The organism is Hyphobacterium sp. SN044 (assembly GCF_021864465.1).
Lineage (GTDB): Bacteria > Pseudomonadota > Alphaproteobacteria > Caulobacterales > Maricaulaceae > Hyphobacterium.
In genome coordinates this window covers 389,895-410,575 of sequence record NZ_JAKKUV010000001.1, presented here as the reverse complement: position 1 = coordinate 410,575, position 20,681 = coordinate 389,895, and the positions used below count along the sequence as shown (strand labels likewise).

At 64.6% G+C, this 20,681-nt stretch carries 16 protein-coding genes, 1 tRNA gene, 2 rRNA genes and 1 riboswitch (1 of these 20 only partly in view); of the genes, 5 read left to right on the top strand and 14 right to left on the bottom strand.

Annotation, left to right across the window (positions count from 1 at the left end):
• Positions 1-9: 9 nt before the first annotated feature.
• The gene (wecB, locus tag L5876_RS02105; protein WP_236954432.1) at positions 10-1,182 is read right to left on the bottom strand and encodes a non-hydrolyzing UDP-N-acetylglucosamine 2-epimerase; all 1,173 of its coding nucleotides are present in this window, start codon (positions 1,180-1,182) and stop codon (positions 10-12) included.
• A gap of 158 nt (positions 1,183-1,340) precedes the next feature.
• Positions 1,341-2,855: a M28 family peptidase gene (locus L5876_RS02100; RefSeq protein WP_236954431.1), complete on the bottom strand. Its 1,515-nt coding sequence runs from the start codon at positions 2,853-2,855 to the stop codon at positions 1,341-1,343.
• Positions 2,856-3,030: 175 nt separating this feature from the next.
• Between L5876_RS02100 and L5876_RS02095 the strand changes: the two genes are divergently transcribed.
• Together L5876_RS02095 and L5876_RS02090 are read left to right on the top strand one after the other, a co-directional pair.
• On the top strand, positions 3,031-3,921 hold the full coding sequence (locus L5876_RS02095) for a pirin family protein (protein ID WP_236954430.1): 891 nt from the start codon (positions 3,031-3,033) through the stop codon (positions 3,919-3,921).
• A 171-nt stretch (positions 3,922-4,092) separates the two neighbouring features.
• Positions 4,093-5,724 (top strand): phosphoenolpyruvate carboxykinase, encoded by a 1,632-nt coding sequence (locus tag L5876_RS02090; protein ID WP_236954429.1) that lies wholly within the window; start codon positions 4,093-4,095, stop codon positions 5,722-5,724.
• A gap of 731 nt (positions 5,725-6,455) precedes the next feature.
• On the opposite strand, the gene L5876_RS02085 is transcribed toward L5876_RS02090, so the two are convergent.
• From L5876_RS02085 to L5876_RS02075, 3 genes are read right to left on the bottom strand one after another with little or no spacing between them, the layout of a single operon-like run.
• Positions 6,456-7,376 carry a hypothetical protein gene (locus L5876_RS02085; RefSeq protein WP_236954428.1) on the bottom strand — a complete coding sequence of 307 codons (921 nt, stop codon included), beginning with the start codon at positions 7,374-7,376 and terminating at the stop codon, positions 6,456-6,458.
• Positions 7,369-8,151: a hypothetical protein gene (locus L5876_RS02080; RefSeq protein ID WP_236954427.1), complete on the bottom strand. Its 783-nt coding sequence runs from the start codon at positions 8,149-8,151 to the stop codon at positions 7,369-7,371. The genes L5876_RS02085 and L5876_RS02080 overlap by 8 nt, the downstream gene beginning before the upstream one ends.
• A 9-nt stretch (positions 8,152-8,160) precedes the next feature.
• Positions 8,161-9,231 (bottom strand): GNAT family N-acetyltransferase, encoded by a 1,071-nt coding sequence (locus tag L5876_RS02075; protein WP_236954426.1) that lies wholly within the window; start codon positions 9,229-9,231, stop codon positions 8,161-8,163.
• Between the two features lie 165 nt (positions 9,232-9,396).
• On the opposite strand from L5876_RS02075, the gene L5876_RS02070 reads away from it, so the two are divergent.
• Positions 9,397-10,731, top strand: coding sequence for a TadE/TadG family type IV pilus assembly protein (locus L5876_RS02070; protein ID WP_236954425.1), 1,335 nt, complete (start codon positions 9,397-9,399; stop codon positions 10,729-10,731).
• A 12-nt stretch (positions 10,732-10,743) separates the two neighbouring features.
• On the opposite strand, the gene L5876_RS02065 is transcribed toward L5876_RS02070, so the two are convergent.
• The 3 genes from L5876_RS02065 to L5876_RS02055 form a co-directional block, all read right to left on the bottom strand.
• Complete coding sequence (locus tag L5876_RS02065; protein ID WP_236954424.1) at positions 10,744-11,319, bottom strand: TMEM165/GDT1 family protein; 576 nt, start codon at positions 11,317-11,319, stop codon at positions 10,744-10,746.
• Positions 11,320-11,406: 87 nt separating this feature from the next.
• Positions 11,407-11,505: riboswitch (yybP-ykoY riboswitch) on the bottom strand.
• 49 nt (positions 11,506-11,554) lie between these two features.
• Complete coding sequence (locus tag L5876_RS02060) at positions 11,555-14,737, bottom strand: Ig-like domain-containing protein (RefSeq protein ID WP_236954423.1); 3,183 nt, start codon at positions 14,735-14,737, stop codon at positions 11,555-11,557.
• 115 nt (positions 14,738-14,852) lie between these two features.
• Positions 14,853-14,929: transfer RNA gene (locus tag L5876_RS02055), tRNA-Met, on the bottom strand.
• 237 nt (positions 14,930-15,166) lie between these two features.
• Here L5876_RS02055 and L5876_RS02050 point away from each other — a divergent pair.
• Both L5876_RS02050 and L5876_RS02045 read left to right on the top strand, forming a co-directional pair.
• Positions 15,167-15,961: an FkbM family methyltransferase gene (locus tag L5876_RS02050; RefSeq protein ID WP_236954422.1), complete on the top strand. Its 795-nt coding sequence runs from the start codon at positions 15,167-15,169 to the stop codon at positions 15,959-15,961.
• Positions 15,962-16,027: 66 nt separating this feature from the next.
• Positions 16,028-17,161: an alpha/beta hydrolase gene (locus L5876_RS02045; RefSeq protein ID WP_236954421.1), complete on the top strand. Its 1,134-nt coding sequence runs from the start codon at positions 16,028-16,030 to the stop codon at positions 17,159-17,161.
• A gap of 9 nt (positions 17,162-17,170) precedes the next feature.
• Here L5876_RS02045 and L5876_RS02040 read toward each other — a convergent pair whose 3' ends face one another.
• The 6 genes from L5876_RS02040 to L5876_RS02015 all read right to left on the bottom strand — a co-directional run.
• Positions 17,171-18,313 (bottom strand): hypothetical protein, encoded by a 1,143-nt coding sequence (locus tag L5876_RS02040; protein ID WP_236954420.1) that lies wholly within the window; start codon positions 18,311-18,313, stop codon positions 17,171-17,173.
• Positions 18,314-18,388: 75 nt separating this feature from the next.
• Positions 18,389-18,877, bottom strand: coding sequence for a hypothetical protein (locus tag L5876_RS02035; protein WP_236954419.1), 489 nt, complete (start codon positions 18,875-18,877; stop codon positions 18,389-18,391).
• Positions 18,878-18,992: 115 nt separating this feature from the next.
• Complete coding sequence (locus L5876_RS02030; RefSeq protein ID WP_236954418.1) at positions 18,993-19,589, bottom strand: Crp/Fnr family transcriptional regulator; 597 nt, start codon at positions 19,587-19,589, stop codon at positions 18,993-18,995.
• Between the two features lie 69 nt (positions 19,590-19,658).
• Positions 19,659-19,850: a DUF2892 domain-containing protein gene (locus L5876_RS02025; protein ID WP_236954417.1), complete on the bottom strand. Its 192-nt coding sequence runs from the start codon at positions 19,848-19,850 to the stop codon at positions 19,659-19,661.
• Positions 19,851-20,036: 186 nt separating this feature from the next.
• A 5S ribosomal RNA gene (gene rrf, locus L5876_RS02020) occupies positions 20,037-20,151 on the bottom strand.
• A 93-nt stretch (positions 20,152-20,244) separates the two neighbouring features.
• A 23S ribosomal RNA gene (locus L5876_RS02015) occupies positions 20,245-20,681 on the bottom strand; it runs 2,295 nt beyond the window's last position.

Genomic DNA, 20,681 nt, shown 5'->3' with positions numbered 1-20,681 from the left:
TATCGGGCCTCATGCCTTTGCCGGCGCGCCAACGCCAACAGGGTTAACAGCGGCAGCTGCATTTGCCGGATCGGCCAGCGAGACGCGGCAGAATTTCGCGATCTCGCGGACGATGCGCTCGGAAGATTTCCCGTCGCCGAAGGGATTGCCGGCCCGCATCATCGCGCGGCGGCGCGTCTCGTCGCCGAGAAGGCGGGACGCTTCCTGGACGATTTTCTCGCGGTCGGTGCCGACGAGTTTCGCGGTTCCTGCCTTCACGGCTTCCATGCGTTCGGTCCTTTCACGAAGAACGAGGACGGGAACCCGGAAGCTGGGCGCTTCTTCCTGAACGCCACCTGAGTCAGACAGGACCAGTGTGCAATTCTTCAGCACGGCGATGAAATCGGGATAGGCGAGCGGTTCGATCACCTCGATCCGGTCTTCGCCCGCCAGTTCCGCGGCCACCGTATCGCGCACGCGCGGATTGAGGTGGGCCGGCAGGATGAAGCGGGTATCGGGATAGGCGCTGCGCAGGGTGCGGATCGCCGAGCAGACATTGGCGACGCCCTCGCCCCAGTTCTCGCGGCGGTGCGTCGTGACAAGGACGAGGCGTTCGCCGGGCTTCGCGCGGTTCAGGACTTCGGGAACCCGGTCCTGTTTCGCGATCTCCAGAACGGCGTCGATCACGGTATTGCCGGTGACGAAGATCTTGCCGCGCGGAATGCCTTCATTGCGGAGATTCCTGGCCGCATCGCGCGTCGGGGCGAAGTTGAGGTCCGCGATCGGCGTGATCAGGCGGCGGAAGCCCTCTTCCGGGAAGGGATTGGCGAAATCGCCGCTGCGCAGCCCCGCCTCGACATGCGCGACCGGGATGCGGTTGAGGTGGGCGGCGGCCGCGCCGGAAAAGGCGGAGGCCGTATCGCCCTGAACGACGACCATGTCGGGCTTGGCCTCGGCGAGCGCCGCGCCCAGCTCGCTGACGAGTGCGCCGGTCAGGCTGGTCAGGCTGGAGCCGTCCCAGTCGAGCGCCAGACGCCGGTCGGGGCGCAGCGCGAACATCTCCATCGCCTGGTCGGCCAGCGAGGTGTGCTGACCGGTGGCGATCCACTCGACACAAATGTTCGGATGGGTAAGCGCGGCGGCGCGAACAGGCGCGAGCTTGATAACTTCCGGGCGGGTGCCCGCAACGAGAACGATCTTCATAACTGCCCCCAGCAGTTGGTCCCTCTGGACCGTTGACGGGGTCAGTTCTCGTCAGCCGATGTGGAGGCAATGACGCCGCCGCATGGCAAATGAAAGATTAATATGGGCAGGCCCGCCCCGATTGGGGCGGGCCTGCCTTAAAGCCGCTTGATTTCGGCCTAATCGCGACCGGCCTGTTCATCTGCCGTTCGGAATTCGACGTCGAGTTCCGCGGCGAGGTAAACCGTGGCCGCCCAGACGGCGACATTCTGGGCCAGTTCATCCGGGTCGATCTTGTCGAGCGTGTCGTCCGGCGTGTGGTGCAGATCGAAATAGTCCGAGCCTTCCTGCTCCAGGCGGAAGGTCGGCACGCCGCGCATCGCCATCGGAATAATGTCCGGACCGCCGCCGCCGCCGGCACGCTCGCCGCGGATCACACCATAGGGCGCGATGATGCGGAGAATCTCGTCCATCGCGGCCGTGCCGTCCGCGCTGACATTCGACGAGAGGCGCCAGACCGGGCCGGCGCCGAAATCCGATTCAGATGCGACGACATGATCGCCAAGGCTGTCGGCATAGCGCTGGGCATAGTCGAAACCGCCGAGCAGACCGACTTCCTCCGCGCCGAACATCACGACGCGGATTGTGCGGCGCGGGTTCTCCGGCAGTTCGGCGATCAGACGCGCAGCGGCCACCGTGATCGCGATACCGGCACCGTCGTCGACAGCCCCGGTGCCCTCGTCCCAGCTGTCGAGATGGCCGCCAATGACGATGATCTCCTCGGGCAGTTCCCGGCCCACGATCTCGCCAATGACATTCCCGGACGTCGTGGTCGATTGCCAGCCGCCGGAGGCGCGCAGGCTGACTTCCATCGCCTCGCCCATCCGGTGGATGCGTTCGACCTGGTCAGCATCGGGGGCCGACAGGGCGATCGCGGGGATTTGCGACCGCGCCGGGGCCTCCGCGAGGTCGGGATAGGTCGCGCGGACATAATCCGCCGCGACATCCGACAGGCTGCCCTGCGCCAGGGTATTTTCCGTCACGCGCGACATATTGCCGGTGTGCGGCATGCGGTGACTGTCCGTGCCGACCGAGCGGATCAGGAGGCCGACCGCGCCGCGCGCCTGCGCCTCGATCCAGCCGAGGCTGCGCTTGCGGTTGGCGGGGCCATAGCCGGCCCCGTCATGCGCGCGGACCATGCGGTCATTGATGTAGGCGATGCGCCCTTCAAGCACGCCCGCCGGCGCGTCTTGCAGATCATCGAAGGATTCAAAGAAGACGATCTCGGCCGTCACCCCGCCTTCGGGTGTCGCCGCCGAGCCGCCCAGCTCGGTCGCGGCCATCGCCTGCGGGAAAGGTGAAACGATCGCGACATCAAGCTCGCCCCGCTCCCAGTACGGCATCTCGAATTCCTCGATGCGCACATTCGCGAAACCGAGTTCGGTCAGGGTGCGGACACCCCAATCGCGGGCGCGGGCCTCGGCCTCACTGCCCCCGAGACGGGGACCGATCTCGGTCGTCAGGCTCTCGACGATATCCCACGCAAGGTCGCTTTCCAGCCCCGCCTCGGCCAGTTGACTCGCCGTGGCCGCCTGGTTTTCGGGAATCGTGAACTCGGTGTCGTCCTGGCTCCAACCCGGCGATGCGAGCAAACTGCCCGCCAGCACGGCCGTTGTAATCGTCTTCAGATGCATGGCTCCCACTCCCCGGATTGAAAAATCGCGGCGACGCTAGCCGAGCCCGCGCGGCGGCTCAACGCCGGGGCTGCGCGTATCTGTTCCAAACCGGAATGACGTTTTCGCGAGGTCGCGGGTTTCAGGCGCGCCGGGCGGGTCTACATTGCGGCCATCAGAAGCATGGAGGTGCAGGATGATCGAGCGCATGATCGAGGGCCGCGAACGCGATATCGGCGGGTTTTCCGTGCGCCGCGTTCTGCCGGCCGCAGGCCGCCGCACCGTCGGCCCCTTCATCTTCTTCGACCAGATGGGTCCGGCGACCTTCGCGCCCGGAAAGGGCATCGATGTGCGACCCCACCCGCATATCGGGCTGGCGACCGTCACCTATCTGATCGAAGGCGAGATGGACCACAATGACAGCCTGGGCTGTTTCCAGACGATCCGCCCCGGCGACGTGAACTGGATGACGGCGGGGCGCGGCATCGTTCATTCCGAGCGGACCGGCGCAGAAGCGCGCGAACGCGGCTTCACGATGAGCGGCATCCAGACCTGGATCGCCCTGCCCGAAGACAAGGAAGAAATCGAACCGTCCTTCCATCACCATCCGGGCTCCAGCCTGCCGGAATGGAGCGAGGGCGGCGCGACGCTTCGGCTGATCCTCGGCACATCGCACGGGCGCACCTCGCCGGTCGAGGTCTTCTCGCCGACGCTCTACGTTCACGCCCGCATGCCGGAAGGCAGCGCCGTCACCGTGCCTGCCGAGCACGAGGACCGGGCCGTCTACGCCGCTACGGGCGACATCACGATTGATGGCGAAGTCTTGCCGGTTGGAACCATGGCGGTGCTCGATCCCGGCCATGAACCGGAGATCCGCGCCCTTAAGGAAGGCCATGTTTTCCTGTGCGGCGGCGCGCCTCTGACCGGGAAGCGTCAAATATTCTGGAATCTGGTCTCGAGCCGCCCGGAGCGCATAGAACAAGCCAAACGCGACTGGTCTGCCTCCGCCAAAGCCGGTTTCGTGGACAGCGTGTTCCGCCTGCCCCCCGGTGAATCCGAACATATTCCGTTACCGGATGGCAGCTAGCGAGACCGGACAGACTGGCAGGCGGCTTGCTCTTCCTTTATAGCGGCCCGCACGCGGCGTCCCGGAACGACCCAGACGGGGGTGATTCCGGCGCCCGCACGGGGTAAGGTGAAGTGGATCGGGTGAGGCGTGCCGGTAACAGGCACGCGACCTGCTGAGACGGGGGACGATATGTCTTCAGTGGCGACGAACGGCCAAGCGACGGGTCTGGAACATCTGGGCGTCGAAGGCGCCGCCGCGGTTTACCGCAATCTCAATGAGGCCGCGCTCTATCAGGAAGCCGTCAAGCGCGGCGAAGGCGAAATCGCCGAAGGCGGCCCGCTGGTTGTGAAGACCGGGGCCCATACCGGCCGCTCCGCCAACGACAAGTTCACCGTCCGCGACGAGACCACCGAAGACACGGTCTGGTGGGAAAAGAACGCCTCCATGACGTCCGACCAGTTCGCGGCGCTGTGGGAAGACTTCAAGGCCCACATGAAGGGCAAGGAGCTCTTCGTCCAGGACCTGTTCGGCGGCGCCGACCTGGACCATCGCCTGCCCGTGACCATCGTCAACGAGCTGGCCTGGCACAACCTGTTCATCCGCCACCTGCTTCGCCGTCCGGAAGCCCACGAGTTGAATGATTTCGAAGCCCAGTTCACCATCGTGAACCTGCCGAGCTTCAAGGCCGATCCCGCGCGCCATGGCTGCCGCAGCGAGACGATCATCGCGGTCGACTTCAACCGCCGCATGGTGCTGATCGGCGGCACATCCTACGCCGGCGAGACCAAGAAGTCGGTCTTCACCATCCTGAACTATCTCTTGCCCGCGAAGGGCGTGATGCCGATGCATTGCTCGGTCAACACGACCGAGAACGACAATGCTGCCATCTTCTTCGGCCTGTCGGGCACCGGCAAGACGACGCTGTCCGCGGACGCCAGCCGCACCCTTGTCGGCGACGACGAGCATGGCTGGTCGGAAAACGGCCTCTTCAACTTCGAAGGCGGCTGTTACGCCAAGATGATCCGCCTGTCGGCCGAGGCCGAGCCGGAAATCTTCGCCACCACGAAACAGTGGGGCACGGTGCTGGAAAACGTCGTGATGGACCCGGTGACCCGGAAACTCGATCTCGACGATGCGACGCTGGCGGAGAACAGCCGCGGCGCCTATCCGATCCACGCCATTCCGAACGCCAGCGCAACGGGCCGCTGCGGTCAGCCGAAAAACCTCGTCATGCTGACCTGCGACGCCTATGGCGTGATGCCGCCGATCGCCAAGCTGACCCCGGCGCAGGCCATGTATCACTTCCTGTCGGGCTACACTGCCAAGGTGGCCGGTACGGAAAAGGGCGTGAAAGAACCGACGGCGACCTTCTCGGCCTGCTTCGGCGGTCCCTTCATGCCGCGTCACCCGGCCGAATACGGCGCGCTGCTGCGCGAACTGATCGCCGAACACGGCGTCGATTGCTGGCTCGTCAATACGGGCTGGACGTCAGGTGCCTATGGCACCGGTCACCGCATGCCGATCAAGGTCACGCGCACGCTTCTGAACGCCGCCCTCGACGGCACGCTGAAGAACGCGACCTACCGCGAAGATCCGAATTTCGGCTTCATGGTGCCGACCTCGGTTCCGGGCGTGGAGGATCAGATCCTGAACCCGCGTTCGACCTGGGCCGATGGCGACGCCTATGACGTTCAGGCCGCCCGCCTTGCGGCGATGTTCATCGAGAACTTTGGCAAGTACGAGGACCATGTCGCGCCCTACGTCATCGCAGCCGCGCCGCGCGTGAACCAGGCCGCCCTGTCCCGCGTCGCTGCGGAATAGGCCTCGCGCCATCGCTGAATTGGAAAAGGCGCCCCGCGGGGCGCCTTTTTTCTGGCGCAAGCGACCGCACGGCGCGCGACTCGGCAACAAATAAATATATTTGTTTTTCTTTTTATTGATCTTGTTTTTCGTAATGCAATCGCCATTTAATTATTATTGCTTCAATTTGAAAGGCGTTATTTATGTCACATTTAAACAGTCGGGGAATCAGGCTTGGGCGTTACGACTCCCGCATGCCTCGGCCGCGCGGCGCGAAGCCGGAATACTCCGGCCCGGTCACGATCGCTGACGTGCTGGCTGAAGTCCCGACCTCTCCGATGCCTGCCGCCGGCGACGCGGTTGGTCACCCGAGGGCATAACCGATCAGCGAACCGGCACACCTGCCCGGCTCGCGTCAGGAGTTTCCGATGAAGATACGTCCCATTTCCCGCAGCCCGCTTCGTCCCACGCTGCGCATGTTCCGGCAGTCACCGGGCAATCCGCCATCCCGGACACGCGTCCCGCCCGAGGGCCGAACCGGACACAACGCGCTTTCCGAGCCCGATCGCCGTGCGATCAACCGGGCGGAAAACGAAGGCATGGGACCATGCAATCCGGATGATGAGCCAGCGCGCCGCGCGTGAATCAGGCCGCTCTGTTGCGGGCGGCTCTGGCCCAGGTCTCTGGCCTGGTTCGAATTGAAAAGACGCCCCTTTCGGGCGTCTTTTTCGTTTCCCGGATGGACACCGACCTCATTCGAATTGAAGCCCGGACGTCCCGAGGGTGAAGCTGGGCGGAAGTGGAGCCTTACATTTGCGCTTTGACGCGACCACCTTGCGCAAGGCCTGCGCCAGCGGCGCCTTCCAGGCCCATGCAAGCGACGGCTGCCATTCGAGACCGGCCTGCGCGCCGAAACGCTCCCGCAGCCAGCCATTGGCGTAAAGCGCATTGGCGCGCATCAGCGCCAGCGGCGTCATGAATTCGACTGAGAGCGAGACGTTCAGATCGCCGCCATTGTCGATCCGGTGCGGCGCGTTCTGCGGCCAGTGGACCATCTCTCCCGGTTCGAGATCGAAGACCTGCGCACCAGCATCAAGGCCGGCAACGTAAGGGATTTCCTCTTCGGTCAGACCGCGCGCGACATTTTCCAGATCGGATGGCTGGATATAGCCCGCCTCCCGCGGATAGACGTAGAAGCGCTTGTGTCCGCGCAGGTGGAACAGCATCACACGCGGAATGTCGAGATGATAGAAGACCCGCGCATTCGGCGACGAAATCAGTAGCCCGGCATCGGCACGGAATGGGTGGAAGCCGGGGACATTCGCCCGGGTCTCGCCGAAGATGGCGTCCCGGATCGCTGACATGTCCGCGTCGTGTTCGCTCGCTCCGCGCAAATTGAGCCACAGACGACCGTCGCGCACGCGCTCGAGCAGTTCCGCTCCACCGATCTGGCCCAGACGCCCGCGCCGCCAGGTGTCGGGCGTGTCCCCCATCGTGAACACGCCGATATGCTGGCGCGGATAGCGATCGAGCAATTCGATCAGGCCATCATCGGTGAACACCGGACGTTGGTGCAGACAGTGACGGAAACGCTGAACCTCGCGTCCGAAGTGAGCGGAGCGGCCATCGAACGCGCCGGAGTCATAGACCCGGATATCGTGCCCGTCAGACATGGACGGCCTCCAGTCGAGTCGTGCCGCGCTGATCCCTGACGACCGAAAGCAGGAACAGCACAGCGGCCGCACCCAACAGGAATTCCACATATTCCTCGAACAATTCGTGCTGCAGAAGGACCGCGGTCGACAGGGTCAGGACCGCACCGGAATGGCTGCAACGGAGCCAGCGGGTCGCTGTACCGACCATGCGCGAGAGGAAGCCATCGCCGGACCAGACCCGGCTGCCGAAGAAGTAAAGTCCCGAGGCGACCAGAAGGATGGCGAAGCCGGCAATGCCGTAGACAATGTCGTACAGGCGCGGATCGACGAGGTTATGCAGATTGGTTTCCTGCTGCAGATTGACCGCTGCAATCGACTCCGGCGTCGACCAGTGGAAAATCCACTGGCCCCAGCTGAGTTCTTCGCCAGCAATCAGGAAGGCGGCGAAACCGGCCAGTGCGAATGCCCAGCGTCCCCAATTGTCTTCACGTATTGCAAGCCAGCCCAGCATGGCGGTAGCGGCGCACAGCGCGAAGACGACGCCAAACTCCGACAGGCCGAAGTCGACGGTCTCGGACCCGAACAGCCAGACAAGCGGTTCGCCGGACCGGTTGTGCCAGGCGCTGAGCAGAGCGCCAGCGAGCACAACCGCGGCAAGGCCAGCGGGAAGGACCAGGGATGCCCAGCCCGAGCTCAGGCGATTGCGCGCAAAATCCAAAGCGATCGGGGCGGCGATCAGGCCCGCACCAAGAAGGGCAATCGCGGGACCGGCATGTTCGACGCTCAAATTCATCACATCCTCCTATCGGCGGATCAGAGAGATTGCGGCCGTTGCCGCGCCGGAAAGCAGGCCGGCCGCGTCATTCTCCGCGAGACAGATCTGTTCCCAACGGCGTGAAATCTGTCCGGCCAGTCCCGGGAGGTTGAAGGTGGCTTCCCGTGCTCCATCAGCCCGCCAGGCGCCGGCCGTCAGAGCGACGGATGTGTTGGCGAACATCGCCTTGTAGGGCGCGTCGTCATGGCCGAGGTCATAACGATCAAGGCCGGCGTCGCGCATCCCTTCAAGCAGGCCCGCGACCAGCAGATGGCCGGGCGAATACTCGGCGAATGCCGGATCGTAGGCAGCGATCCAGGGATGGAAGGCCCCGCGCCAGCGCGGTCCGAATTCAGTGGCAATCGGCTCGCCATTCACATTGAGTGAGGCGACAAACCCGCTTACCTCACCGCGTCCGCCTTCGTGCAGGCGGTTCATCAACTCAACGGCCCAGAGCGGGCGCAGGACGTTGTGACGCCCGGTCTCCCGAAACTGGCTTTCCTTCCACGCCCACAGCCGGTCGAACGTTTCCGGCCGGTCGTCGCCAAGGATGAGTTCGACCGCGCCCTGTTCCCGTTCCAGCTTGCGGCGCAGGCGGCGAAGCTGCTTGGCCTTCTTCGCGTGTTGCGTCTCGAAATGTTCGAAGGGTGCCGGATACCCATCCAGACAGTCGGCGCGCAGCCCACGGCCCGCCGGCTTCAAGCCCGGTCCGATACGCCCGAAATACTTGTAGCGTCTGATGCCTGCCGCTCGCAGCAGCGTCTCGGGTTCCAGGTCAAAGCCCGGTTCCCGGATCGCGCCATGATAGTCGCTGAACGTCGCGGCGATCGGCCGCGAGAATCCGAATTGCCGCCGATGCAGCGGCAGAAAGCCCAGCCGCCCCCTTCGGTCTTCGGCACGGATGATCTGAACGTCCCCCCGCGCCTGTGCGACCAATCGAACGAAATCGGGATGAAAGAGCGGGGAGTATTTGTCGCCTCGGGCGATGGCGACGGACCACCGGACATGATCGTCAGCGCTCAGTTCACCTGGCCGGATTGTAACGATCTGAAACGGCATGGCCCCTCTCCGAGATGACCCGGTCGGGGTGCGCCGCAAGGACGGGGCCAAATACTACCGAAGCGTTAAAGCCAATGGCCGATTTAGACGGATCTTAAGTTTCTTGTTACGAATCGAGTGATTAACTGACCTCTGAAATACGCAGATTTCCCTATGGAGGTCGTCATGCGCAATTTCTTACGTCGTTTTATGGGGCACACGAATGCCAATGTCGCCGTGATCGCGACACTGGCCATTCCCGTGCTGATCGGGCTGGGCGGCGGCGCGGTCGAATTCGGCGCTCGACTGAACGCCGAACGCGATCTTCAGGCCATCATGGACGGTGCGGTTCTCGCCGGTGTCGCCTTCGATGGCGAAGATGACGAACGCATGGAAGCCGCGCAGGAGTTTTACGAAGCGACGCGCTTCCGGCTGAATTTCGAGCCCACGGTCCAATGGGCATGGGACTACAGCAGCGACAACGCCGTGCTCACCGCCCATGCACAGGCGACGATCCCGACAATGCTGGTTGGCCTTCTCGGCATCGAGGATTTGCGTCTCGACGTCCGTTCAGCAGGCACCACCGCCCGGACCTGGGGCGATGCGTGCTGGATGTCGATGGACGAGCACGAGAAGCACACGATCGAACTGCACGACGAAGTCCGGATCGAAGCCCCGAATTGTCTCTTCTACGGCAATTCCGACGATTTCGACGATGTCGTCGACCTGCACTCCTGCGACAACTATCTCAACGCGCGCATGGTCCAGACCGTCGGTGGCGGCCATCATGCTGGTGTCGACCCCGACCACTGCCCGGGCCCCCTGACCGACTACATCCCGTCAGGCACCTTCCTGAACGCCTATGTCATTCCGGATCCGATCGGGCATTCGCGGGTCACGAACGCCCTGCGCGGCGCAGCGGATTGCCGGGACCCGGGTTCCGATGCGGTCCACGAGCGCGTGCGGATTCGCACCGGCAATGGCCGCCTCGAACCCGGTACCTATTGCGAGGATGTGTCCGTCGAACGGACGACGCATCTGGAACCGGGTACGTATTATTTCTTTGGGGATTTCACGATCGATGGTGCACGGGTCACGGGCCAGGACGTAACACTGATCTTCGGCGACGACGTGAACTTCGAATGGGAAGACGCCACGGTCATCCTGTCCGCGCCGGACACCGGCACCTATGCCGGCATGGCGATCATGGGCCTCAATGACAGCGACCGGAACGCCTTTGATGGCAGCCTGATCGACATCGAGGGCGTCATCTACATGCCCCTCGCCAAGCTGATCTGGGTCAATGACCGGCGGAACTCCTATCAACACATGCACCAGGTCCAGCACGAATGGGCGGTGTGGATCGTCGAGGGTGCCAGCTGGGAAGGCGACGGCACGGTGTTCATCAACTTCCCGGAGGGCGACGTGAACACGCGCGATCGCCGCTATGCAGGCTATCCTGACGAGCTGCGCAACATCGTGCCGGAATCCAATTCCCTGTCGGCGCGACTGGTGCGTTGATCGGATGACCCGCTAGCTGCCCGTCATCCAGATCGCCGCCAGCATCCAGACGCCGATCGCCACGAACAGGCCGGCGGCGAGATACCGCACGACGTTCAGGGGCACGCGGCGAAGTATCCGGTCGCCGAGCAGAACTGCGGGCACATTCGCCAGCATCATGCCGGCCGTGGTGCCGATCGTGACCAGCACGGCGTTCTCGAACCGGGCACCGAGCGCGATCGTCGCCAACTGGGTCTTGTCACCCATTTCCACCAGAAAGAAGGCGACCGCGGTCGCAGTGAACGCTCCGAAACGCGTTACGGACGGCTTTTCGTCGTCCTCGAGCGTGTCGGGGATCAGGGTCCAAAGGCCCATGGCGATGAAGGAGAGAGCCACGGCGAGCCGAAACCAGAAACCGTCGAGCCAGTACGCCGTCTGCGATCCGACGAGCGCGGCGAGGAAATGATTGGCCAGGGTCGCGGCGAGAATGCCGAGAATGATGGCGACCGGCCGGTTGAAGCGCGCGGCCAGGATGATCGCGAGCAGCATCGTCTTGTCGCCGATCTCGGCGAGCGCAACGACAAGCGTGGAAGTGAAAAGCGCGTCCATGGAAGCATTCCAGCCGGGCAGACATCAAACCAAAGACATCCCGTCCCCCGCCCGGCGTGCGGTGACGCGATGTCCTCGGTCTCGCCTGAACGATGGATCGTTCCCCTTGCGCCACGGCCTGCCGGCCGAGTGTGTTGACGCGAGGGTCCGCCCGGCGGCGGTGGCTACTCCCCAAGTGACGCGGCGTGGGTATCACATTGCACTCCCGTGTCAAACCGGACGCGGCGGCGCGATGTCACGGAGCCGAGATGGCGGCGCTGGTGACGGAGCGCAGCGTTCCGGTGGCGTCGGTGAAGCGCAGATAGACGCGCGCATTCGCAGGGTCGAACGGCACGCTCGCCCCCTCGTTTGCCCGGACGAAGACGGCGAAGGTCTTGGCCGTGGAGCCCGAGAACACCGTTGACAACGCGGCCTGGCCCCGCGGCGTGGTGCACGAGCCGCTGGCATTGGTCTCGCAGACTTCCAGCGTGACCGGCAGGGTCGCCGCGCCGGTATCGACGCTGACCGTGACGGTGGCGTCGTTCGCGCCGGCAGAGCCATCCCCTGCACCGATATTCATTGCGGCAGCCGACATGAAGCTGATCCGGTTGCCGCTGGAAGGAATGCGCACCACCCCGTCGCCCGACACGGTCACGCCGATCGATAATATGTCCGGGACCGGCGCACTGCCGATCGAGACCAGCACCGTGTTGACGCCCGGTATGGTCGCAAGATCGGCATTGTCACACGCGATCTGCGGCTGGAAGGCATAACCCGATGCGTTGGTGGCGGTCTGCGGGGCCATGATCAGCACGAAGCTCATTGACTGGCCACTGCCGAGATCGAAGCGCGGCTCGGCCGGCCCCGTCGGTTGATTGCTGGCGTCGAGCGCCTGGTATCCGAAGCCGAAGGGGGCCCCGCCCGCCGCGGAGATGCGGCAATCCTGCGCCGGGGTCGTGGCCCGGCTGATCACTGTCATGTAGGCGGTCAGGACCGGTCCGCCGACATAGCCCGAGCGTGCGCCGGGCAGGGTTGCGGCCACGATGCGGCCGGCGGGCGGGGTATCGATTTCGAACCGGGCCGTCACCGCCTGCGCCATCGTCATCGGAACGAGGCACTGGCCCGTGCCGCTGCACGCGCCCGACCAGCCGTCGAAGCGCGAGCCGCTGGCGGACGTGGCGAACAGCTCGACATTGGTATTCTGCTCAAATTTCGCCGAACAGGCCGAACCGCCAGTGCCGCAATTGATCGCGAGGTCGAGGTTCGACACCGTCCCCGACCCCAGGCCCTCGACCTCGGCGGTCAGCGTGTAACCGTCGAAACCATTGATCGTGACCGTCACCGTGGCGGTCGAGGTCAGCCCACCCGGATCGGTGATCGTGTAGGTGAAGCTGTCGGTCGCAGTCTGTCCGGCGGACAGGCTGTTGAACGCCCCGTTCGGGATGTAGTGGACCTGCCCGCCGGTCAGATCGACCACGCCCTGGCTGCCCGCCGTGTCGACCGCGGTGATCGCCAGCTGGGCGGTTTCGCCGGTGTCGACATCCGTGTCGTTGTTCAGAAGCGCGAAAGTGATGTTGCGCGCGCCCTCCTCCTCGGAGAAGGTCACCGCGTCATTCGCAGCGACCGGCGCATCATTCGCACCGTTGACGGTGACGTTCACCGTCGCGGTATCCGTCAGGCCAGCGGGATCGGAGACGGTGTAGCCGAAGCTGTCGGAACCGGACTGTCCGGCAGGCAGGGCCTCGAAGGCCCCGCCCGGCGCATAGGTCACTGCGGTCGGAGCGTAGACGACCTGTCCCTGCGTGCCGGCCGTATTTACCGCCGAGACGGTCAGTTGCGCGGTCTCACCGGTATCAGGATCGGTGTCGTTGGCGAGCAGCGTCGCGCGCACATCCCGCGCCGCCTCGTTCTCGGCAAAACTCAGCGTGTCGTTGTTGGCGGTGGGCGCATCGCCGACGCCGACGAGGGTGACGTTCACCGTCGCTGTATCCGTGGCCGTGCCATCGCTGATGGTATAGGCGAAAGAATCCACCCCCGCCTCGCCGTTGGCGAGGGCCGTGGCGAAAGCCGCCGACGTCGCCGTGTAGACGAGCGTGTTGTTCGACAGGAAAACGACCCCGCCGGACGGCAGGGTCACTCCGCCGACGGGTACCTGACCGGCGATCTGCGTGATGGTCAGTGCATTGCCATCGCCATCACGGTCATTGACCGCCACGTTCAGCGTGTGCACCTCCTCGGCCGAAAGCGGGCGCGGTTCGTACAAAAGGGCCAGGTCGTAGAAGACAGCGCCGGTTCCTGCCGGACCAACGACGATGAACCGGCCGTCTTCCAGCGCAATCGCGTCAGGACTGTGCGGTCGGAACCGGTTGCCCCACCCGGTCGGTGCCGTTGCGATCACCACTCCCCGTTCGTCGACAATGCCGACAATCAGGTCGGCATATCCGAATATGCCGGGCCGGTACCAGGCCGCCCCAAGGACAGCGCCGCCATCATCAAGGGCGTCGAGCGTGACGTGATTGAACTCGGTCGGATAACTCTGGTGGGGACCGAAAATCGTGAGCGGCGCGGTCTGAATGCCCCGGGCGTCGAACATCTCGATGCGCAGGTCCCGGTTCGTACCGACGTCGTAGCGCGACACGAACGCGACGCCGCCGCCATCCAGCAGCGCCATGTCGACGGGCGTTGCCGCCGACATGAAGCTGCGTTCCGGCGTGAGAAACGTGCCGGTGGCGGAATAGGCGCGGGTACGCATCTCGGTCGCCGTCGCCCAGGCAAACACCACACCGCCATCGTCGAGGGCGCGCGTGTCGAAGAAGCTGGTCCCGGTAATGGCACTCGTATTGAGAATGACCTCACCGGTGACCGCCAATCCCGCCGCGTCGTAGAATCGGGCCTGGTATTCGCTGGCAGTCGTCCAGGCGATCGCGAAACCGCCACCGGTCAGTCCGGCTGCGTGGGGCACGGCCTGGTCACCCGCGGTGGCGTTGTTGACCCGGAAGGCCGGACCTGCCGCATTCAGCGCAGCATCATAGCGGCGCGCGACAATGTCCGGCGCCGTCCCGATCCCTGACGGGTCGGTTCCCGCCCAGGCGACGACGAAGCCGCCGCCGGTCAGCCCGGCGATCGACGGGCTGCCGCTCGACGTGGAACTGACGACAAACTCCGGGGCGGTCTGATTGCCGAGCCGGTCGCGCGTCAGCACCCTTATCTCACCCGCCGAGGTCCGCCAGGCAAAGGCAACGCCACCGTTTGACAGGCTGGTCGTGCTGCTGGGTGAGAGTTCGTAGAAATCCTGGTTCCATCCGCCTGTGGCAGCGGGGGTTCGGCGCGCATCGCGCGAATAGCTGTCATCGACGGCGGTGGGCGGATCGGCCTCGGCAGGTGCCGCGATCTGGGTCAATGCGAAGGCCGTGAGGAATGCTGCTGCGAGGCGCATCATGGTTCGACCTCTCCTTGAGGTGATCCATGACCCTACGCCCGATCGCCCCACAAAACGATGGCTGAAGGGTGCGGCAAAAAGGAAAAAGCCCCGCCGGTTGGCGGGGCTTTCAGTTTGGGTGCGGGGACAGGATTTGAACCTGTGACCTTCAGGTTATGAGCCTGACGAGCTACCGGGCTGCTCCACCCCGCGTCAGTGTGAGCCGATCCGGAAAAGGGCCGCAGCCCGGTTCCTTCTCATTTGTCCGTCCTCGCGGGAAACCCGCTGCGGGCGAACGGGGCTGCTCCACCCCGTCTCAGATGCGGCCAGGCCGCGCCCCCGTCTCCGGGGGAGCGGCGTATCTAGAGCATGGCGGCGGGGGATGCAAGGGCGGCTCCGTGTGCGGAACAGCTTGGCGTGCAGTGCGAAGCCAAGCTAAGTCTCGATGCCATGACACAGAGCGCCGAAACCGCCCCCGCCGCTTGGGGGGACCATGCCCCGACGGGCTTCAGGAAATCGCTGATCGAAGCTTCCCGCGGCGGGCTGGGCCTGGCCGTGCGGCCGGTCGCCTGGTTCAATCCCGGCCCGGTCGACATCGAGGTCAACGGCTTCCGCGCGCGCCTGCATCCGCGTGACAATCTGTCGGAGAAGCGCGCCCTCGCCCGGCCGGACAAGCTGGAACGGCGCGAGCTGGACTATCTGATCGACGCGCTGACGCCGGAGAGCAGCTTTATCGATATCGGCGCGAATTTCGGCCTGTACTCACTGACGCTGGCCGCGGCCGCGACCGGACCCGGACGGATTATCGCCATCGAGCCGCAGCCGGAAATGCTGCGGCGGCTCAGCTTCAACATCGACGCATCCGGTTTTGCCGACCGGATCGAGGTGCGCCCCGTCGCGGTCGCGGGTCAGGCCGGCACGCTGTCCTTCACCGAGAACACGCACAATCGCGGCGAGAGCGGTCTGATCGGCGATGGCGGGCTGACGGTCGATGCCGTCACCCTCCTGCAGCTGCTTGATGCCGCCGGTATCGAATGCGCCGACGCAATCAAGATCGACGTCGAGGGGGCGGAGCCGGAAATCCTCGAAGCCTTCTTCGCCGAAGCACCGAAAGCGCGCTGGCCGAAACGGCTGGTCCTGGAACGCCTGCCGCACCTGTCGGGACGCGACCCGGTCGCCATGGCGGAAGCTGCCGGCTATCGCGTCGTCATGGACACCGGGCGCAACACGGCGCTCGAAGTCTGACACGGCGTTGAACCTCGCGGACATTCTGGCATCTTGCCCGTCATTCCGCGGCCCACCGGAGAGGCAATGAGACGCCCTTTGCCAAGCCTTCACGCCTTCGGCCTCGCCGTCGCGCTCTGCATATTGGCATCGGCCTGCGCCTCCAATCCGGCGCGGCTGCCTCTGGTCACGCCTGACCCTTCGCTCGGCCAGACCGAGCACCTGCTGATTGCAACCACGCGGACGCCCGACGAGACCGGCGATCGCCGGTTTGACGACGCGCGGTCGATCAAGCTCGATTTCGCCGATGCGGGGGTCTGGGTGCCGCGGCAGCGGGAGCCCGGCCATATCGATTATCCCGGTTCGCGCGTCGATCCCGCTTCGGAATTCGCCCTGTCGTCTTACGAAGGTCTGGGGAGTGAAGCGGAATTCATCGCGCGCCTGAATGCCCGCCTCGCGGACCTGGCCGGCGAGGATCGTCACATCGTCGTTTTCGTCCATGGCTTCAATACGCCGTTTTCGAACGGGCTTTACCTGAACGCCCAGATTTTCGCCGACTTTCAGGTCGAGGGCGTGGGGGTTCATTTCGCGTGGCCGTCGGCGGGGCGGTTTTCGGCCTATCTCTACGACCGCGACAGCGTCCAGTTCAGCCGCGACGGGCTCGCCCATACGCTCGAATTGCTCTCGCAAAGCGATACCGGATCGATCACGGTGATCGCGCATTCGATGGGCGCTCTCCTGACGATGGAGTCGCTGCGCCAATTGAGCCTGACGGGACGGAGCGGCGTGATCGAGCGCCTCGATGCCGTGGTCCTTGCCTCCCCCGATATCGATTCCGATGTGTTCCGCGAGCAGGTCGCCTCGATGGACACATTGCCCGAGCATCTCGTCGTCTTCGTCTCGCACCGCGACCGCCTGCTGGCGTTGTCGAGCTTCATTCGCGGCGAGCGGGCCCCGCGTGTCGGATCGGGCAACCATGTCGAAGAACTGACGCAGATGGGCGTGACAGTGATCGACCTCACGCACTTCAGCGATGGCGGATCCTTGAACCACACGACCTTCGCCAGTTCGCCGACACTGATGAGCATGGTGACCAGCGGAGCGCTGCAGACCGCATTGCTGGGCGAACAGGGCCGCGACACACCGGGCCCGGCCGGCACGCTCGCCGGGCTGGCCGCCAGCATCATCTCGCTGCCGGCGCGCGCCCTCGGCGGGAAATAGCGCCGGGCGCTATTCGCGGCGCATCTCGTATTCCCGGCGCATGGCGTATTCCCCGTCCCCGCCCCGCACCTCGACGCGGAAGACGACATGATCGTCGTCCAGCGCGGTCCAGCCGATCCGCGCCGGTGCATTGGAATGATCGCCGGCCGCATTGCCAATGAACGGCGTGGTTTCGTCGGTGATCGCCGCGCCCGGCAGAGCGGCGAACCATGCGCCCTCCCCGGCCACACCGCCGGCATAGTAGCGATGCCCCTCGCCCGGCTGGTTGTTGAGATAGAGCGCAAACCAGCGCTGGAAGAGCGGCGCATAGCTCCAGAAGGTGAAGCTGCGATAGCCGCTCTCCGGGCGCTCGAAAACGACGAGTACCGCGCAGCCGTCCAGCATGCGCGTTCCCGTCAGCCGGGCCGGCTCGCTGGTTCCGTCCGGCGACAGGGCGGTGCCGGACCAGACACCCTCAAGGCTATCGAGTGCGCCGTGCGGCTCGCTGGTGCAGAGGAGATCCTCATCCTGTCCCGGGAAGGCCTCTGACGTGCCGGGCAGGTCCGGCTGCGGACCGGTGCGGTCGAAATCAACCACCATCCAGGTTGTCCAGCTATCGCCGTGGTCGGTCGTGTTGGCCCCGTCCCACCGGAAGCGATCGGCGGCGATATCGGAGAATTGGTAGCGGCGAATGGTGGGGTTTCCCGCGTCCGAGGTCTGCTGCAGGGCCGAGGAATAGACCATGATCCGGCCGTGGTCGGACCGTCCGGTCAGCTGGTCGAGGAAGGCGACGCCGTCGAATTGCGGGTTCGGCCAGTGCTGGGCCATCACCCAATGTTCTCGGGCCTCGTCATAGTAGCGGATCGAAAAGCCCCGCCCGCGCGCTTCGCCTTCGGGCTGCTCCATCGGCTGGGCCAGCTCGATGATCGCCTTGCCGCCGAGCACAGGGAAGACAAGGTGGTACTGGCGGTTCCCGTCGGCAACATGATGCAGCCCGTCTTCCTCTCGGCCACGCCAGTTCGCGTCCCACTCGCCGATCCAGAAATCGTATTCGCGGTGAGGTCCGGTCCATTCCGCGCTGATCCGGGTGTCGAGTACGCTGTCCCAGTCTCGCGTGACATCGAACGGTTCGCTCTGGACGAAAAGCGCAAGTGCGGCGGCAGTCACGAGCATGGCAGTCCTCCCTCACCCATCAGACTGACAGGCCGGTCCGGAGCCGCCAAGGCACGATGATGTGAGGCGGGAGGGTTAGCCCGCCGCGCGCGAGCAGACGAAGGTCGCGTGAAGCCGGCCGTCGACCGGGCGAACGTCGAGCGTGACTTCGCCGCCCTCGCCGGTTCCGGCGATCGGCGCTCCGTCATTGTTCCAAGCGTCGCCCGCCTCGACCGCCGCAGTGGCGGCCGCCAGCGACGCGTCCTGCGCCGCCCAGTCATTGGCCGTGCAACCGGCGATGACATCGAGCCGCCCCAGGAGCTGGCCCAGACGCATCTCATTCTGCGCATCAAGCGGGGCATCGACATCCATCGTGATCACCGGATCGGTGCAGTACGCGGCCGAAACGGTCACGACCGTCCCATCCGGGAAGCTGCCGCTCTCGCTGCGGCCGGCCGGCTCGCTGCGGATGATCTCGACCTCACGCAGGCGCGCGCCCTCAAGATCGAAATTGTAGGCGGAATGATCGACGCAGCCATCCTGGACGGAGGCAAGCACAAGAGCGCTGGCGAAGGCAGAAAGCATGGAAACCTCGGGACATTGAAGAGAACCGACCCGATCTCGCAGGTATCAGACCCGGCATCCGGGTCCAGCGATCGCAGGTAGAAGCCGGTCAGAGGCGGCAAGCCTTGGGTGGAAATCAGCCGGCAACACGTTTCAGGGCTTCGGGCTTCAGGATTTCGATGTCGCCGCGATGAAGTGCGATCCAGCCGCGGCGGGCAAACTCGCCGAGTGTACGGCTGATCACGGCCCGCCCCGAGGCCACTTCAACCGCCAGCGCTTCATGCGTGATGGTTACATGCCCTTGCGGGTCAGTGAGCCGCAACAACGCCCTCGCAAGCCGCGCCGAAAGACCGGACAGCGCGACGTCCTCGACCAGCTGTTCGAAGTCGGAAAACCGGTGCGCAACGGCCCTCAGAATGGCATCCCTGAACACGTGATCGGACGCCAGGCGCTGGCGGAACGCGTCCGGCGGTATGATTTCGGCGACAAGATCTGCCTCCACAACGCCTTCGGCGGCATACCGCCGCCCCTCGACGAGGCAGCTGAAGGTTTGCAGGCAGATATCACCGGGCCCGACACGGTAGAGCGTGACCTCGCGCCCGGTCCGCGATGTCAACGAGACACGGATGCGTCCGGAGCGAACGACCACGAATCCCTTGCAGGCATCGTCGGCCCGGAAAAGGACCGTTCCTTGCGGACATTCGATCGAATGCGCTGCCTTACCTGCGGGCATGCTCCCTCCTCGGCCAATCCCCCGAGACTGGCAGAGGCTGGGGAAGGCGCAAGTCTGAAGCGACCGGATCTAGCTTCGAACCGGGCAGGTTCGAAAGCCGATGAGAGCATAGAGCGGGCAGAAGCCGACAAGGCCCGTCAGCAATGGCACGACGCCGACCCAGCCCCAGACCGTCTGCGGTCCGACGAAAACCAGTGAAATCAGCACCAGGCCCAGTACGATCCGCAGGATCCGATCGAGCGTTCCTTCGTTGCGCGGCATGTCATGTCCTCCGATTGCCAGCCGCCAGACGCGGCCATGCCGGAAGAATGCGGCCAGCGCAGCGCGCGTGTCTGTGACGAAGTCACCAAACGCGGCCCCGGAACGCAAAAAGCCCCGCGGCGGATGCCGGCGGGGCTTCTTGTGCGTGATATCGCATGAAGGAGGGTCATTGGATCGAACGTGCAGACCGGGCGGCGACCTACTCTCCCAAGTCTTAGGACTTAGTACCATCGGCGCTGGGGGTCTTAACGGCCGTGTTCGGAATGGGAACGGGTGGGGTCCCCCCGCAATAACCACCCGGTCGGCACGTGCGATCCAATAAAATCTGAAGAGACAAAACCTGACCGAGGCACATGGACGTGCGAACGAAACGATCGCCGTGCATGAGCATCGGGAAATCAAGCCTATCGAGCAATTAGTACCAGTCAGCTTCACGTATCACTACGCTTCCACACCTGGCCTATCGACGTGGTCGTCTTCCACGGCTCTCAAGGGAAACCTGGTCTTGAGGTGGGCTTCCTGCTTAGATGCATTCAGCAGTTATCCCTTCCACACATAGCTACCCTGCAGTGCGGCTGGCGCCACAACAGGTCCACCAGAGGTGTGTCCATCCCGGTCCTCTCGTACTAGGGACAGCTCCTCTCAAGTTTCCGACACCCACGGCAGATAGGGACCGAACTGTCTCACGACGTTCTGAACCCAGCTCACGTACCGCTTTAATTGGCGAACAGCCAAACCCTTGGGACCTGCTCCAGCCCCAGGATGCGATGAGCCGACATCGAGGTGCCAAACAATGCCGTCGATATGGACTCTTGGGCATCATCAGCCTGT

What these genes read in the sequence shown, in the direction of transcription:
- wecB (WP_236954432.1), bottom strand. Translation starts at nt 1,182, where the DNA reads ATGAAGATCGTTCTCGTTGCGGGCACCCGCCCGGAAGTTATCAAGCTC.
- L5876_RS02100 (WP_236954431.1), bottom strand. Translation starts at nt 2,855, where the DNA reads ATGCATCTGAAGACGATTACAACGGCCGTGCTGGCGGGCAGTTTGCTC.
- L5876_RS02095 (WP_236954430.1), top strand. Translation starts at nt 3,031, where the DNA reads ATGATCGAGCGCATGATCGAGGGCCGCGAACGCGATATCGGCGGGTTT.
- L5876_RS02090 (WP_236954429.1), top strand. Translation starts at nt 4,093, where the DNA reads ATGTCTTCAGTGGCGACGAACGGCCAAGCGACGGGTCTGGAACATCTG.
- L5876_RS02085 (WP_236954428.1), bottom strand. Translation starts at nt 7,376, where the DNA reads ATGTCTGACGGGCACGATATCCGGGTCTATGACTCCGGCGCGTTCGAT.
- L5876_RS02080 (WP_236954427.1), bottom strand. Translation starts at nt 8,151, where the DNA reads ATGAATTTGAGCGTCGAACATGCCGGTCCCGCGATTGCCCTTCTTGGT.
- L5876_RS02075 (WP_236954426.1), bottom strand. Translation starts at nt 9,231, where the DNA reads ATGCCGTTTCAGATCGTTACAATCCGGCCAGGTGAACTGAGCGCTGAC.
- L5876_RS02070 (WP_236954425.1), top strand. Translation starts at nt 9,397, where the DNA reads ATGCGCAATTTCTTACGTCGTTTTATGGGGCACACGAATGCCAATGTC.
- L5876_RS02065 (WP_236954424.1), bottom strand. Translation starts at nt 11,319, where the DNA reads ATGGACGCGCTTTTCACTTCCACGCTTGTCGTTGCGCTCGCCGAGATC.
- L5876_RS02060 (WP_236954423.1), bottom strand. Translation starts at nt 14,737, where the DNA reads ATGATGCGCCTCGCAGCAGCATTCCTCACGGCCTTCGCATTGACCCAG.
- L5876_RS02050 (WP_236954422.1), top strand. Translation starts at nt 15,167, where the DNA reads ATGACACAGAGCGCCGAAACCGCCCCCGCCGCTTGGGGGGACCATGCC.
- L5876_RS02045 (WP_236954421.1), top strand. Translation starts at nt 16,028, where the DNA reads ATGAGACGCCCTTTGCCAAGCCTTCACGCCTTCGGCCTCGCCGTCGCG.
- L5876_RS02040 (WP_236954420.1), bottom strand. Translation starts at nt 18,313, where the DNA reads ATGCTCGTGACTGCCGCCGCACTTGCGCTTTTCGTCCAGAGCGAACCG.
- L5876_RS02035 (WP_236954419.1), bottom strand. Translation starts at nt 18,877, where the DNA reads ATGCTTTCTGCCTTCGCCAGCGCTCTTGTGCTTGCCTCCGTCCAGGAT.
- L5876_RS02030 (WP_236954418.1), bottom strand. Translation starts at nt 19,589, where the DNA reads ATGCCCGCAGGTAAGGCAGCGCATTCGATCGAATGTCCGCAAGGAACG.
- L5876_RS02025 (WP_236954417.1), bottom strand. Translation starts at nt 19,850, where the DNA reads ATGCCGCGCAACGAAGGAACGCTCGATCGGATCCTGCGGATCGTACTG.